This is a genomic window from Ochrobactrum sp. PL_is501 (genome assembly GCF_055816895.1).
On the sequence record NZ_JBVPGR010000033.1, the window covers coordinates 329,925 to 345,376 of the forward strand.

Annotated in this window: 15 protein-coding genes; 11 read left to right on the forward strand and 4 right to left on the reverse strand. The window is 57.2% G+C overall.

All coding sequences use genetic code 11. The annotated features are described in order from the left end of the window. Positions 1-25: 25 nt before the first annotated feature. Positions 26-1,006, reverse strand: a complete 981-nt coding sequence (locus AC0TOF_RS09980; RefSeq protein WP_473768099.1) for an aldo/keto reductase — start codon at positions 1,004-1,006, stop codon at positions 26-28. A gap of 185 nt (positions 1,007-1,191) precedes the next feature. Between AC0TOF_RS09980 and AC0TOF_RS09985 the strand changes: the two genes are divergently transcribed. The 9 genes from AC0TOF_RS09985 to AC0TOF_RS10025 all read left to right on the forward strand — a co-directional run bounded on the left by AC0TOF_RS09985 (position 1,192) and on the right by AC0TOF_RS10025 (position 9,821). Continuing rightward, positions 1,192-2,094, forward strand: coding sequence for a LysR family transcriptional regulator (locus tag AC0TOF_RS09985; RefSeq protein ID WP_473768100.1), 903 nt, complete (start codon positions 1,192-1,194; stop codon positions 2,092-2,094). Then, positions 2,091-2,738: a nucleotidyltransferase family protein gene (locus AC0TOF_RS09990; RefSeq protein ID WP_473768101.1), complete on the forward strand. Its 648-nt coding sequence runs from the start codon at positions 2,091-2,093 to the stop codon at positions 2,736-2,738. The genes AC0TOF_RS09985 and AC0TOF_RS09990 overlap by 4 nt, the downstream gene beginning before the upstream one ends. A gap of 24 nt (positions 2,739-2,762) precedes the next feature. Next, positions 2,763-3,755, forward strand: coding sequence for a Gfo/Idh/MocA family protein (locus AC0TOF_RS09995; protein ID WP_473768102.1), 993 nt, complete (start codon positions 2,763-2,765; stop codon positions 3,753-3,755). 223 nt (positions 3,756-3,978) lie between these two features. Continuing rightward, positions 3,979-5,889, forward strand: coding sequence for a molecular chaperone DnaK (gene dnaK / locus AC0TOF_RS10000; protein WP_473768103.1), 1,911 nt, complete (start codon positions 3,979-3,981; stop codon positions 5,887-5,889). A gap of 396 nt (positions 5,890-6,285) precedes the next feature. Next, positions 6,286-7,419 (forward strand): molecular chaperone DnaJ, encoded by a 1,134-nt coding sequence (gene dnaJ / locus AC0TOF_RS10005; protein WP_473768104.1) that lies wholly within the window; start codon positions 6,286-6,288, stop codon positions 7,417-7,419. 109 nt (positions 7,420-7,528) lie between these two features. Further along, positions 7,529-8,128 (forward strand): phospholipid N-methyltransferase PmtA, encoded by a 600-nt coding sequence (pmtA, locus tag AC0TOF_RS10010; RefSeq protein ID WP_122002864.1) that lies wholly within the window; start codon positions 7,529-7,531, stop codon positions 8,126-8,128. A gap of 41 nt (positions 8,129-8,169) precedes the next feature. Beyond that, complete coding sequence (locus AC0TOF_RS10015; RefSeq protein WP_122002865.1) at positions 8,170-8,748, forward strand: NAD(P)H-dependent oxidoreductase; 579 nt, start codon at positions 8,170-8,172, stop codon at positions 8,746-8,748. Between the two features lie 63 nt (positions 8,749-8,811). After that, on the forward strand, positions 8,812-9,513 hold the full coding sequence (pyrF, locus tag AC0TOF_RS10020; RefSeq protein ID WP_473768105.1) for an orotidine-5'-phosphate decarboxylase: 702 nt from the start codon (positions 8,812-8,814) through the stop codon (positions 9,511-9,513). A 20-nt stretch (positions 9,514-9,533) separates the two neighbouring features. Continuing rightward, entirely contained in the window at positions 9,534-9,821 is a 288-nt protein-coding gene (locus AC0TOF_RS10025; protein WP_473768106.1) for a DUF1330 domain-containing protein, read from the forward strand. A gap of 28 nt (positions 9,822-9,849) precedes the next feature. Here AC0TOF_RS10025 and AC0TOF_RS10030 read toward each other — a convergent pair whose 3' ends face one another. After that, complete coding sequence (locus tag AC0TOF_RS10030) at positions 9,850-10,725, reverse strand: SMP-30/gluconolactonase/LRE family protein (protein ID WP_473768107.1); 876 nt, start codon at positions 10,723-10,725, stop codon at positions 9,850-9,852. Between the two features lie 182 nt (positions 10,726-10,907). Here AC0TOF_RS10030 and gshB point away from each other — a divergent pair, with 182 nt between their 5' ends. Further along, on the forward strand, positions 10,908-11,846 hold the full coding sequence (gene gshB, locus AC0TOF_RS10035) for a glutathione synthase (protein WP_122002869.1): 939 nt from the start codon (positions 10,908-10,910) through the stop codon (positions 11,844-11,846). 109 nt (positions 11,847-11,955) lie between these two features. Beyond that, a complete protein-coding gene (locus AC0TOF_RS10040) occupies positions 11,956-13,488 on the forward strand; it encodes a YifB family Mg chelatase-like AAA ATPase (RefSeq protein WP_473768120.1) in 1,533 nt (510 codons plus the stop codon). 7 nt (positions 13,489-13,495) lie between these two features. Here the strand turns inward: AC0TOF_RS10040 and AC0TOF_RS10045 are convergent, their stop codons facing one another. Continuing rightward, positions 13,496-14,239: a DNA helicase gene (locus AC0TOF_RS10045; RefSeq protein ID WP_473768108.1), complete on the reverse strand. Its 744-nt coding sequence runs from the start codon at positions 14,237-14,239 to the stop codon at positions 13,496-13,498. Between the two features lie 549 nt (positions 14,240-14,788). Next, a partial coding sequence (locus AC0TOF_RS10050; protein WP_473768109.1) for a hypothetical protein occupies positions 14,789-15,452 on the reverse strand: 664 nt, incomplete at its 5' end.

Below are 15,452 nucleotides of genomic sequence, written 5' to 3' on the forward strand. Positions count from 1 at the left end.
CTCCCTTTTCGTTTGGGGCATCTGATCAGAGACCGGTCAGCGCAAGCTGCTGTTCGTTGTAACGCTTGCCTGCAATCAGGTTTGGCGTGGACACTTCGTCCAGGCGTTGCAGGTCCTCCGGCGTCAGCACAACGTCGACGGCTTTCACATTGTCTTCCAGATGACGGATTTTGCGTACGCCGGGGATAGGCACGATGAAATCACCCCGGCTCAATACCCAAGCCAGCGCCAGTTGTGCGGGCGTGACCTGCTTTTCCTGCGCGATCTCGACGATGCGGTCCACCTGCCGGTTGTTGGCTTCCAGATTACCCGGTTGGAAACGCGGCAGCGTCTTGCGGAAATCGTCTTCTGCAAGGTCTGACTGCGAGCGTACCGTGCCGGTCAGCATGCCGCGCCCGAGTGGGCTATAGGGTACGAAACCAATACCGAGTTCGCGACAGACCGGCAGAACACCCTCTTCCGGATCGCGAGCCCATAGCGAATATTCGCTTTGCAGCGCGGCGATGGGGTGGACCGCATGTGCGCGGCGCAGCGTGGAGGCGCCCGCTTCGGAAAGGCCGATCGCGCGAATTTTCCCCTCGTCGATAAGGTCCTTCAAGGTGCCGACCACATCTTCGATCGGCACGGATGGGTCGACGCGGTGCTGGTAGAACAGGTCGATCACATCGATACCGAGTCGCTTGAGGGAAGCCTCGGCTACGTCGCGAATATGTTCGGGACGGCTATCGACACCCTTCATCTGCCCGTCTTCGATCTTGAAGCCGAACTTCGTTGCAATCGTCACTCGCTCTCTAAAGGGCTTCAGCGCCTTGCCGAGGAGCTTCTCGTTCTCGAACGGGCCATAGACCTCCGCCGTATCGAAAAAAGTCACGTCGAGATCGATGGCGCGATGCAGCGTGCGGATCGCGTCCTGCTCATCCTGTCCGCCATAGGCATAGGTCATTCCCATGCAGCCGAAACCAAGGGCGGAGACGCTCAATTGCGGGCCGAGTTTACGCTGTTGCATTGTAGTTCCTTTCGAATGACTGATTGAAAGTACTGAAAATTGTGCGGGAAAATCGGGAGACGGGCCGGCTGGCAGCACTTTCGGGGTGGCTGCAGTCCAGAGGGATCTTGCGGTGAACCATAAAACAGGGAGGTCAGTTCGATAATACCGATTTATTTTCACGGCTTGTTCTGTAATTTATAACAATGAATCGAAGCCAACTGTCACAGCTTGCTGTTCTTGCCGCTGTTGCCGCGCATGGAAGTTTTCGGGGTGCGGCGCGGGAATTGGCGATTGCCCCCTCAGCCGTCAGCCACGCGGTGGCTACGCTGGAGGACAGTCTGGGCGTGCGCCTTCTGGCGCGCACGACGCGCAGCGTCGCGCCAACGGAGGCGGGCCGTCGGCTTCTGGAGCGACTTGCGCCCGCGCTGGCGGAGATCGATCAGGCGCTGGGCGCGGCGCTGGAGACGAAGGACCGCCCGGCGGGAATCCTGCGCATTTCCGCCCCGCTCGTTGCCACGCAGCTGATGCTTGCGCCTCGCCTTGGTGAATTCGCCCGGCTCTATCCCGACATCACGCTGGACCTGCGCATCGACAACGCCTTCACCGATATCGTCGCTGCTGGTTTCGATGCGGGTGTGCGGCTAGGCGAAAATCTGGAAGCCGACATGATCGCGGTACGGCTCGGTGGCCCACAGCGCGGCGCCGTGGTGGGATCGCCCGCCTATTTCGAAGCCCGTTCGGCCCCTTCGCATCCGCGCGATCTGGCGCGGCACCGCTGTTTGCGTCAGCGCTTCCCGGGAGGGCGGCTCTATCGCTGGGAGTTCGAGAAGAACGGCCAGATCGTGGAAATCGGCGTCGAAGGACCACTGATCGCCAACGACAACGGCATCCTGCTCGAGGCGGCGCTCGCCGGCGCGGGGCTGGTCTGGCTGTTCGAGGATTATACGCGGGATTTTCTGGCCGAGGGTCGGCTGGTCCGGGTTCTGGAAGACTGGTGCGCGCCCTTCGAGGGGTTCCACCTTTATTATCCAAGCCGCCGCCAGATGCGCCCGGCATTGCGCGCATTCATCGACTTTTATCGCCATGGGACAGGAAGCGATAAATGAACACGCTGCCGGAGCATTTGCGCCATGCTGGTCTCTCGCCCTCTCGGCAGCGGAATGTCTTTTCGCAGATGGTGCTGGAAAGTCCGATGCTGGCCGATGCGCTGCATCGGTTGCATGACCTGGGAGGAAAGGTTTCCGATTTCTGGGTCGTTTCCGGCGCGCTTTACAACACCATCTGGAACCGGCTGACTGGGCGACCGGACCTGCTTGGAATCAAGGACCTCGACATTATTTATTTCGACGGCCACGATCTTTCCTGGGAAGCGGAGGATGCGGTTATCGCGCGCGGTGCCGAGATATTTCGCGGTTTTCCGCTTCCGGTGGAGATCCGCAATCAGGCCCGGGTGCATCTGTGGTTCGAAAAGCGCTTCGGGCAGCCTTATGCACCACTTTGTTGCGCCACCGAATCGATAGAACGCTATTCGACGATCGCCCATTGCGTCGGCGCGCGGCTGGCAAACGAGAGTGAGGCGGCAGAGGGCGAGCTGCTCATCCACGCCCCTTTCGGCCTCGACGATATTTTTTCATTTCGCCTTCGGCCCAATCGTGCCATCGATAACCGCCAAACATATGAGATCAAGGCCGACCGCGCGCTCAAACTCTGGCCGGAACTGACTGTTCAAGGCTGGGACGTGCCGGATTGAACTCTTTATAGATGAGGGAATTGCATGTTTCGTTGGGGTATTCTTTCAACCGCCAAGATCGGTGTCACGCAGGTGATTCCCGCACTTTGCGCTTCCGAGAATGGCGTCGTTCATGCCGTCGCGAGCCGGGATCAGTCACGTGCGCGCGCTGTCGCCGATCGTTTTGGTGCACCGCTGGCATTCGGTTCCTATGAGGAGCTTCTGGCGAGCGACGCCATTGATGGCGTCTATATTCCGCTGCCGACCTCGCAGCACATCGAATGGAGCCTCAAGGCGGCGGAAGCTGGCAAACATGTGCTGTGTGAAAAACCGATTGCGCTCAAGGCCGATGATATCGACCAGCTTGTCGCCGCGCGTGACAAGCATAAGGTTACGATAGCTGAAGCCTTTATGGTCTATTATCACCCGCAGTGGATCAAGTTGCAGGAACTTCTGGCCGAAGGCGCTATCGGCCGGTTGCGCCACGTGCAGGGTGTCTTCTCCTATTTCAATGTCGATCCGGGAAATATGCGCAACCAGCCGGAACTGGGCGGCGGCGCTTTGCCGGATATTGGCGTCTATCCGACCGTGGTAACCCGCATGGTAACCGGTCAAGAGCCTCTCTCGGTCCAGGCATCGGTGGAATATGATCCGGCTTTCGGTACCGACCGTTATGCCAATGTTTCAGCGCGTTTTGACGGCTTTGACCTGACCTTCTATGTCGCGACGCAACTTGCCGGACGCCAGACGATGGTTTTCCATGGCGACAAAGGCTTCATCGAGATTTATGCGCCGTTCAATACCGGCAAATATGGCCATGGCAGCATCGCGCTTTTCGATGCCGGACACACACGAGCGAGCGAATGGTCGTTCGGTGACGCCAATCATTACCAGCTTCAGGCCGAAAGCTTTGTGCGCGCCGCACGCGGCGACAGGGATGCCAGACTGTTCTCGCTTGAAAGTTCGAAGGCGAACCAGAAATTCATCGATGCAATCTATCGTGCGGGCAAAACCAGCATGAGCGAGACAGTCCGTTGATCCTGTAAGGAATATCGGGCAAGGAATCTGTCTTTGTCCGGCTCTTGTGACTTGCAGTGAAAAACCGCGTTTCTTATATACGCCTCGCACAGGGCATTGATGTGCGTCTGGAAACCGGTTCGGTGTTCGGGCGCTCGTCGTGAAAAGAGCATTGTGAAACCGATAGGAACCGCCCACGGAACGCTCGGTAGAGGTCTTGGCGGTTTGCTGAATGGAGAGAAATATGGCTAAAGTTATTGGTATCGATCTGGGAACGACCAACTCCTGCGTATCCGTCATGGACGGCAAAACCGCGAAGGTCATCGAAAATGCCGAAGGTGCGCGTACAACCCCTTCGATCGTTGCATTCACCGACAGTGACGAACGTCTCATCGGCCAGCCTGCAAAGCGTCAGGCCGTCACCAATCCGGAAGGTACCATTTTTGCGGTCAAGCGCCTTGTCGGCCGCCGTTTTGACGACCCGATGGTTACCAAGGACAAGGACCTTGTCCCTTACCATATCGTCAAGGGCGACAATGGCGATGCCTGGGTTGAAGTCCACGGCAAGAAATATTCCCCGTCGCAGGTCTCTGCGATGACCCTTCAGAAGATGAAGGAAACTGCTGAATCCTATCTCGGAGAAACGGTTACGCAGGCGGTTATCACCGTTCCGGCCTACTTCAACGACGCTCAGCGCCAGGCAACCAAGGATGCCGGCAAGATCGCTGGTCTTGAAGTGCTGCGTATCATCAACGAGCCGACTGCTGCCGCGCTCGCCTACGGTCTGGACAAGAACGATGGCAAGACCATCGCTGTTTACGACCTTGGCGGCGGTACCTTCGACGTGTCGATTCTCGAAATCGGCGACGGCGTCTTTGAAGTGAAGTCGACCAATGGCGACACCTTCCTCGGCGGTGAAGACTTTGACATGCGTCTGGTCGAGTATCTGGTTTCCGAGTTCAAGAAGGAAAGCGGCATCGACCTCAAGAACGACAAGCTTGCCCTGCAGCGCCTCAAGGAAGCTGCCGAAAAGGCCAAGATCGAACTGTCGTCCTCGCAGCAGACCGAAGTCAACCTGCCGTTCATCACGGCGGACGCCACCGGTCCGAAGCACCTTGCCATCAAGCTGTCGCGCGCCAAGTTCGAAAGCCTGGTCGACGATCTCGTCCAGCGCACCGTCGAGCCTTGCAAGGCAGCACTGAAGGATGCCGGTCTCAAGGCTGGCGAAATCGACGAAGTGATTCTGGTCGGCGGCATGACCCGCATGCCGAAGATTCAGGAAGTCGTGAAGGCCTTCTTCGGCAAGGAACCACACAAGGGAGTCAATCCTGACGAAGTCGTCGCCATGGGCGCGGCCATTCAGGCTGGCGTTCTGCAGGGCGACGTCAAGGATGTTCTGCTGCTCGACGTGACCCCGCTTTCGCTGGGCATCGAAACGCTGGGCGGCGTCTTCACCCGTCTGATCGAGCGCAACACCACGATCCCGACCAAGAAGTCGCAGACCTTCTCCACCGCCGAGGACAACCAGTCGGCCGTGACGATCCGCGTCTTCCAGGGCGAGCGTGAAATGGCCGCCGACAACAAGATGCTTGGCCAGTTCGACCTCGTTGGCATTCCGCCAGCACCGCGTGGCGTGCCGCAGATCGAAGTGACCTTCGACATCGACGCCAACGGCATCGTCAACGTGACGGCCAAGGACAAGGGCACGGGCAAGGAACACCAGATCCGCATTCAGGCGTCCGGTGGTCTTTCCGATGCCGACATCGAAAAGATGGTCAAGGACGCCGAGGCCAATGCCGAAGCCGACAAGAAGCGTCGCGATGCCGTCGAAGCGAAGAACCAGGCTGAAAGCCTTGTTCATTCGACCGAAAAGTCGCTGGCCGAATATGGCGACAAGGTCTCGGCTGACGACAAGAAGGCCATTGAGGATGCGCTCGCAAGCCTCAAGACCGCGCTTGAAGGCGATGATGCAGAAGACATCAAGGCCAAGACGCAGACGCTTGCAGAGGCTTCCATGAAGCTTGGCCAGGCCATGTACGAAGCCGCTCAGGCTGCCGAAACCGGCGCTGCTGGCGCTGGTGAAGAGAAAGCTTCAAACGACGATGTTGTCGACGCCGATTACGAAGAAATCGACGACGACAAGAAGAAGTCGTAAATTCAGGCTCAATACGCTCAAGCCCGGGGTTCTGCCCCGGGCTTTTGCCAATTTTTGAGATGTTCATATTTGCCGGTTTTGTATAAGCCTGCATGTTGGCCGGTGTCGGTGGAAAATACCGAGAAAATCAGCCTCTGTTTGAAAAATCGCTCTGGCCTGCATACATCTTGAAGATCATGAGACGGTTTCGGACAAAGTGGTGTTGATGCTGGAAACCGGAGTGCCGCTCCGACATATCGGATCGGAAGGCGCTTCGATAAATAAACAATTGGAAACGCTGGCCCCTGACAAGTCTTGAACGCTTTTGGGGCGTGTCGCACGAATCTGGGGACCGGTTTCGGGATACGATGTCCGTGAAAGCAAAAGGCGCGTTCCTGTCGCCGGGATAACGAACTGATGAAGATCGATTACTACGAAGCTCTGGGTGTTGAAAGAACAGCAGACGACAAGACGCTGAAGACAGCCTTTCGCAAACTCGCCATGGAATATCATCCGGATCGTAATCCGGATAATCCGGAAGCTGAACGCAAGTTCAAGGAAATCGGCGAGGCTTACGAAACGCTGAAGGACCCGCAAAAGCGGGCCGCCTATGACCGGTTTGGCCACGCGGCCTTTGAAAATGGCGGCATGGGTGGCGGCTTCGGCAACGGTTTTGCTGGCGGCGGCGGGTTTGCCGATATCTTCGAAGATATTTTTGGCGAGATGATGGGCGGCGGTCGTCGCCGCTCCAATGGCGGACGCGAACGCGGCGCCGATCTTCGCTACAATATGGAAGTGACGCTGGAAGAAGCCTATGCGGGCAAGACCGCGCAGATCCGCGTTCCGACCTCCATCACCTGCGACGAGTGTTCCGGCTCCGGCGCTAAGGCCGGTTCGCAGCCCACCACCTGTACCATGTGCTCCGGCTCGGGCCGTGTCCGCGCCGCGCAGGGCTTTTTCTCGGTGGAGCGCACCTGCCCGACCTGTAACGGTCGTGGCCAGATCATCAAGGACCCTTGTGGCAAGTGCCACGGGCAGGGCCGCGTGACGCAGGAACGTTCGCTGTCGGTCAATATTCCGGCAGGTATCGAGGACGGCACCCGTATTCGCCTCGCCGGTGAAGGGGAAGCCGGCATGCGCGGCGGCCCGTCGGGTGATCTCTACATTTTCCTTTCGGTCAAGCCGCATGAGTTTTTCCAGCGCGATGGTTCCGACCTTTATTGCAAGGTGCCGATCTCGATGACGACGGCAGCGCTGGGCGGCCAGTTCGAAGTTTCGACGCTCGACGGCACGCAGACGCGTGTGAAGGTTCCGGAAGGCACGCAAAACGGCAAGCAGTTCCGCCTCAAGGGCAAGGGCATGCCGGTTCTGCGCCAGGCAGCTGTCGGCGATCTTTATATACAGATCGACATCGAGACGCCGCAGAACCTGTCCAAACGCCAGCGCGAACTGCTGGAAGAGTTTGAAAAACTCTCCTCTCAGGAGAACAGCCCGAAATCAGCGGGGTTCTTTTCAAGGATGAAGGAATTCTTCGACGGTATCGGAGAGTAGTAAAGGGGGCCGAAAGGCTCCCTTTTTTGTTCTTTTCCTTATTCACGCCTTGCTTAGATAATTCAAAGCGGCATAAACTTGTCCGATAACGACAATGGGAGCAGCGAGAATGGCAGGACAGCTCGGCAGGAAACTGGCCGCAAAGTTCGATGAGGAAATCCGTTTTTTCAAGGGATGGATAGACGGACCGAAAGCGGTCGGCGCTATTTTGCCGACGAGTTCCATTACGGCGCGCCGCATGGCAAGCGTTATCGATACCGGCTCCGGTCTTCCGGTTCTGGAGCTTGGGCCGGGTACCGGCGTTATCACCAAGGCGATCCTGAAACAGGGCGTGAAACCTGCCGACCTTTATTCCATCGAATATTCGCAGGATTTCGTGGACCACCTGAATACGATCTTTCCGGAGGTCAATATCATCCAGGGTGACGCATTCGATCTCGATACGGCGCTGGGTGAAAAGAAGGACCAGAAATTCGATTGCATCATTTCTGCCGTTCCCATGCTCAATTTCCCCATGGAGCGGCGTATCCAGCTCGTGGAAAGCCTGCTTTCGCATATTCCGCGCGGACGCCCGCTGATGCAGATCACCTACGGCCCCTTGCCGCCGGTTCCTGCCGGTCGCGGCAATTATACCGTCCAGCACTATGATTTCGTGGTGCGGAATGTCCCGCCCGCACAGCTCTGGGTTTATCGCAGCCCACTGGTTTAGATTTTTCTTCGGGTTTAGATTTTTCCTCGCGGAGTTTTAGCATGACTGCACGTATTCTCGTCTTCGCGGGGTCGGTTCGCGTTGGCGCTTTTTCCGGGCATATGGCCGATGCAGCCGAAATGGAATTGCGGGCGCAGGGTGCCGAAGTAACGCGCATCACGCTTGCCGACTATCCTCTGCCGATCATGGATCAGAATCTGGAAAACGAGCATGGCGTTCCCGAGAACGCCATGAAACTCGGTCGTCTGTTCGCCGAACATGACGGACTGATGATCTGCTCGCCGGAATATAACGCCTCGATCCCGCCTCTTCTGAAAAACACCATCGACTGGGTCAGCCGTATTTCAAGGGATGGGGACAAGCCGTTTCGGCCCTATGCCGGTCTGACGGTCGGCCTCTGCTCGAGTTCGGATGGCATGTTCGCCGGGATGCGGGGACTTTATCATTTGCGTGCGGTGTTGATGAATGTCGGCGTGCAGATCGTCACCGAGCAATGTTCGGTCGGCCATGCATCGGTGGCATTCAATGAGGATGGCACGCTGAAAGAAGAGCGCAGCGCCAGAATGCTCTCCGCTGTCTGCCGCAGCCTCATCGCGCGGGTGGAAGAAGCAAAAAGCTGATTCCGTCTCTTTCGTATCGGGGCCTGTTGTGCGAAGAGAGTAAAAATCACCACGGAGACTCTCATGACGACGACAGATTTGCGCGATCGACTGATCGTGGGCCTTGACGTGCCGACTATTACCGAGGCGGATAAAGTAGTCGAAGAACTGGGCGATACCGTTTCCTTCTACAAGATCGGCTATCAGCTGGTCTTTGCCGGTGGTCTCGATTTCGCCAAAAGCCTTGTGGCGGCGCGGAAAAAAGTCTTCCTCGACATGAAGCTGCTCGACATCGACAACACCATTGCAAAGGGCGTTGAAAATGTCGCGAAGATGGGCGTTTCCATGCTCACGCTCCATGCCTATCCGAAGGCGATGCGGGCAGCGGTGGAAGCCGCGAGGGGATCGAACCTCTGCCTCCTGGGCGTGACGGTCCTGACATCAATGGACAATGTCGATCTGCGGGAAGCCGGTTATGCTGACGACGCGGAAACCCTGGTGCTGAAACGGGCGCGTCAGGCACGCGAGGCTGGTATGGGCGGCATCGTCGCTTCTGCCGCCGAAGCTGCAGCCATCCGTCAGGCGGTCGGCCCGGATATGGCTATCGTTACGCCGGGCATTCGTCCCGCCGGTTCGGAAAAGGGTGACCAGAAGCGGGTCATGACACCTGCCGATGCATTGAAAGCCGGAGCCAGCCATCTCGTCGTTGCGCGCCCGATTGTCGGTGCGGCTGATCGCAAGGCCGCAGCTCTTGCCATTCTCGAAGAAATGCGCTCGGTTGCGTAAGAGAAACTGGAGGAGAGAATATGACGAAAGCCTATTGGATTGCCCGTGTAGATGTCCGTGATCCCGAGCGATACAAGGATTATGTTTCGACAGCAAAACCGGCTTTTGAGCGTTACGGCGCAAATTTCATCGCACGCGGCGGCAAGGCTGAAGCCGTTGAGGGGCCGGGCCGCGCCCGCAATGTGATCATCGAATTCGAGACCATGCAGCACGCGCTTGATTGCTACAATTCGCCGGAATATCAGGCGGCGAAGGCAATCCGCCAGACAGTGGCTGACGGCGAGATCGTCATCGTCGAAGGTATCTGAAATCAAAAGGGCCCAGTCGGGCCCTTTTCTATAGCCGGACCGGTGGATCGTGCCGTCCGGCCAGTGTCATGTCCAAGAGCAGTACCTTTCCGGCATGAGGGTCTGAACGGCGGGTTTCCTCATCAAGACCTTCATGGGCGCTCGTCACGATTACCGCCGTCGCATCCGGCCCCACGAAAGCCGGGCAGGAGGGCTGCTTCACCGGCAGCGCAACGGAGCGGATCAGGCGGCCTTGCGGTGAATAGGCATTGAGTGAACTGCCGCCCCAGCAAGCATTCCACAGCGTGCCTTCCGCGTCGACGACGGAGCCATCGACGCCGCCTTCCTCGGCCCGGTGGTGGAAGACGCTTTTGTCCGATACCGGCAATCCGGTTTCGGGGTCGGCATCGACCCGCCAGATGATATTGCGGTGCGTATCGGCGAAATAGGCAACCCTGCCATCGGAGGAAAAGCAGATCGAATTGGGGATCGTGATGCCGGAAAACAGCTTTTTCACCTGGCCTTCGCGATACCACCAGATGGAGCCCGCATCGGGCTCGGCTTTCTTGCCCATCGTACCGATCCAGAACGATCCTGAAGGATGCACGCGCGCGTCGTTGGAACGAGTGATTTCGTTGTCTGCCTCAAGCGGATGATGAAGAGTCAAGCGCCCGTTGGCGCGCTCACGGACGAACAGACCGTGTTCGCTGACGATCAATTGCCGGTCGCGATCGATCACGGCGAGGGCGCTTGCTTTCATGCCGAGCGCATGGACGTGGGTTTCGCCGCTGTCCCAGTTCTTCTCGATCAGTTTCTGGCCGAGAATGTCGAACCACCAGACATTACCGCTCAGCGGATCGTAGCCGGGGCCTTCGCCCAGTTCCGCTACGTGGTCGGCAAAAAGGGTAGTTTTAACAGCGGTCACATTTTCCTCCCGAGACGCCCGCAGCAATTGCATCAAGCATAGACAATGGATCAAAACTGATCCAGTTCAACTTCACACACTGGCAAAAGCACAAGCGAAGTCCGCGCCGGATTGAGAGAAAGGGCTATGTTGCCTGACCATTCCGTTTTAGATTTCCCGCAACTTCGAATCGCGAGGAAATCATGGCTCTCAAAGTCGCGGTCCAGATGGACCATATCAGCACGGTGAATATCGCGGGCGATACCACATTCGCCCTCTCGCTCGAGGCGCAAAAGCGCGGTCATGAGCTTTATCATTATACGCCGGACCGGCTTTCGATGCGTGATGGCGTCGTTTCCGCTCGCCTCGAAAAGATGGAAGTGCGCGACATCAAGGGCGATCACTACACGCTGGGCGAGCCGGTCCGCCGCGACCTGTCGGAAATGGATGTGGTGCTTCTGCGTCAAGACCCGCCCTTCGACATGAACTACATCACAACCACCCATCTTCTGGAGCGGATTCATCCGAAGACACTGGTGGTCAACGATCCGGCATGGGTGCGCAACAGCCCGGAAAAAATCTTCGTGACCGAGTTTCCTGACCTTATGCCGGAAACGCTGATCACCAAAGACCCGCAGGAAGTCATGGATTTTCGTCGCGAGTTCGGCGACATCATCTTGAAGCCGCTTTACGGCAATGGCGGTGCGGGCGTGTTCCATCTGGCCGATGGCGACCGCAACCTGACCTCGCTTCTGGAAATGTTCGGTCAGCTCTTCAAGGAGCCGTTCATTGCGCAGCGCTATCTGAAGGACGTGCGCGCCGGCGACAAGCGCATCATCCTGATCGACGGCGAACCTGTCGGCGCAATCAATCGCGTACCGTCGGAAACGGACGCCCGTTCCAACATGCATGTCGGCGGGCGCGCCGAACAGAGCAAGCTGACGCCGCGTGAACGCGAGATTTGCGAGCGTATTGGCCCTTCGCTGAAGGAGCGTGGTTTCATTCTGGTCGGCATTGATGTGATCGGCGACTACATGACTGAAATCAATGTCACCTCTCCGACCGGTATCCGGGAAATCCAGCGTTTCGACGGAACCAATATTGCGGCCCTGTTCTGGGATGCGGTCGAGGCCAAGCGCTAATTTGTTCTCTTAACGTTCTTGTGTTTGCCGCTCGTCCGTGCTTAACTCTTCAAGTTGTATTTGAGTATTTACTCACTTAAGAGATGTGGTGCGTGGCGAGCGGGGGCACATGGTCGCGCGGGTTGGAACAGTTGCTTTTCAGGGCATAGAGGCTGTGCCTGTCGACGTGCAGGTCATGGTTGCGCCAGGCAAGATGGGCATGTCCATCGTCGGACTTCCGGACAAGGCCGTGGCGGAAAGTCGTGAGCGTGTGCAGGCCGCATTGCACGCTTCCGGGCTTTCCATGCCGACCAAACGGGTGACGGTCAATCTGGCGCCTGCCGACCTGCCGAAAGAAGGGTCGCATTATGATTTGCCCATTGCCGTCGGGCTGATGGCTGCGATCGGCGCCATTCCAGCGGATGCGATCCAGTCCTATCTCGTTCTGGGCGAATTGTCGCTCGATGGTTCGATAACATCAGTGGCAGGTGTACTGCCTGCCGCAATTGGCGCTAACAGGGAAGAAAAGGGGCTCATCTGCCCTTATGCCTGCGGGCCGGAGGCGGCCTGGGCGGGCGCTGACATTGATATTTTGGCTCCGCGTAGCCTGATCGCCCTTGCCAACCATTTTCGCGGCACGCAGGTCCTGACCCGGCCGGACCCATCCATGCGGATTTCCGGTGAAACGGAACTCGACCTTGCCGATATAAAGGGGCAGGAGACCGCCAAGCGAGCGCTTGAAATCGCGGCTGCGGGCAATCACAATCTGCTGCTTGTCGGGCCGCCGGGATCGGGAAAATCCATGCTTGCCCAGCGATTGCCCTCCATTCTGCCGCGCCTTTCCCCGCGCGAATTGCTGGACGTTTCGATGATCGCCTCGATAGCGGGCGAGCTTTCAGGTGGAAAACTGTCGGATCGCCGTCCATTCCGTGCGCCTCACCATTCAGCCTCCATGGCGGCAATGGTCGGTGGCGGGCTGCGGGCGCGACCGGGCGAAGTATCGCTGGCGCACAATGGCGTGCTGTTTCTGGACGAGTTTCCGGAGTTCTCCCCGCAAGTGCTGGATTCATTGCGCCAGCCGCTTGAAACCGGGGAATGCCTGATTGCTCGCGTCAATCATCGCACCAGCTATCCGGCGCGCTTTCAGCTGATTGCGGCCATGAATCCCTGCCGCTGCGGCATGGCGGGCGAACCCGGGCATGTCTGCGCACGCGGCCCGCGCTGTCAGGCTGACTATCAGGCGCGCATTTCAGGCCCGCTTCTCGACCGTATCGATTTGCGGGTGGATATGCCCGCCGTCTCCGCTTTCGATCTCATCAAGCCGTCCCAATCGGAAACCAGCGAGACGGTCGCGCAACGCGTCGCGCGCGCCCGCATAATACAAACCGAGCGTTATTCAGCGCTCGGTCTGGAACCCTTCATGACCAATGCCTATTGTTCAGCCAAGCTGATAGAAGCGGTTGCTGAACCGGATGCGGCAGGCCTCAAGCTTTTGCGCGACGCCAGCGAACAGATGCGTTTTTCTGCCCGCGCCTATCATCGCATTCTGAAGGTCGCCCGCACGCTGGCCGATCTGGATGGGAGCGACAAGGTCGGCCGCATTCATCTTGCCAGCGCCATTTCCTACCGCATGGGGGCGGAAAGGCTGGCTTCCGCAGCCTGAACCCTTGCTATAGCGTTACGTTCTCGTGCGTCCTCGTCCGGTCCCGCCACTGCACGCGAATCTCGCCATCGTTGAGAAAAAGGTATGTATCGAACAAAGCGAGATCAAGCGGATTGGGAAGCCGGATATCTTCGATTGCCGGACATGGCTTCATTGCCGGATCAAAGGAGCGATCAATTTGTGATATGCAGAGAATGATGTGCCGTCGATTGGAAGCAAATGACCTCAGCGCCGCGATCTGGGTTGTCAGGTCGGGTTTTTCTCGTTTCTGATCGAGAGCTTGCAGATAATCGACCACGACAACAGTTCCAGTTGGAGCATCATCAAGTTTGGCAATTATATAGTCGGCGCAGATGGCATCCGAGCAATCAAGACGAAAGACATGCTGAAAATCGTCTTGATTGACCCCAAGTGCCTGAAAGCGTCCAGCTACCTCTTTCTCAGTATACTCAAGTGAAAAGAATCGGCCGTAATTGCCTGCTCGCATGGCCTCGATCATTATGTCGAGACTCAACAGGGTCTTGCCATGGCCCGGTCTGGCGCCCACCAGCACCATGTCGCCGGATTTGAGATAGCTGTATATCTCCTCAGTAGAAACGGGGGCGGTCGCCTTATTTATAAGCGAGCTCCAGCTTTTGTAACCCTCCTGCGCGGCGATGCGATCAAGCGCTGCATGCAGCGGAATATCGGCATTATTCGCCAAATGTCTGGCGCGTCGCTTCAGGTGATAGATAGGGGACGATAACCGCATCGATAAACCTCCTGTGACGAGCTGTCGTTGCAGTCCCTCCTTGTGCATGTGCCCGAACAGTTGGTTCGTGATTTATTCTTCCTGCATGAAAAAATGCTTTCCCGAATGGAGGGGGGAGGCCTGGAAGAAGCCAGAATCAAAGCATAGCGCAAATGTCAAACCTCCGGAACCGCTATGTAACCTCGATCGCCTTTTTGATGCGATTTTACTGTGGCGCTATAGGTTTCCAGTTCGCTGACATTCTGCCCGCCATTACGGCAATCATGACCAACTACGTCGGTCCCGGGATTTTATCTCAGCCTACAACTTCGCCTATGGGGTCAAGATGCTCAAGGACACACGCCCTACGAATACATCTGTAAATGACGGACTTCAGAGCTAAGGCATGTCTCCCAAAAGTGGAAACTGATTTTGGGAGACATGCATAAAAACAAAAGCTTAAAGCGTGTCGTACGAGTACGTTAAAATGCGACTCGTTTTCGAGAAAATCCCCTGAAATCCGAATCAAGGGCCGGGACTAAACACTTGGTGCAGGCAGAGCAGATCGGCTTAAGATTGACCTCCGCCCTTTGGCGGATGAGGGTTGATCGTCGTGTCGCACAGAACATTCACTGCTTGCGTCGTTGTAGCCGCCCCTGCATCGTTCTTGGCCTTGTAGACCAGATGTCCCTGGGCGCGGGGGTAAAGATAAAGTGCGTGCGACGATGGTAGTGTAAACGTCGTGGGGCCGTCCTTGTCGTCCGGCCCAATAAGTTTGGTTTCTGTATAGGCTGCACCAGGGATGTTCGCACCGCTGCCATCAGCTTCCAAGTTTGCGGAAAAGAAGATTGTTACTTCGTCGCCGACATTTTTATTAATGTAATACGGAGTGCTGATCGCAACTCCGGCCTCGGCATTCGCATATGTGATCCCTTTCCGATCTGTCGTTTTGAATACCGGTAGTGGCAGATCCTTTCCCCCACCGGGAAAATCGCTGGCGCTTTCGACTGTGACCATTGTACTGACCGAAATTGCGGAATTGGTCACCGGGGTTTCGCCGGGATTGATGGCACTGGTTCGTGAGGCAACATAGTGGATGGGCATACGCCCGCTTCCCAGCGTTTGGATCACATTTGCCGGCACGGGCGTGGTAAGATCTTTGCCGTTGCCAACATCGGTGGATGAAACCGTAATGGTTCCGATCTTCGTGGTTGCATAATAGCAGTCGATCTCA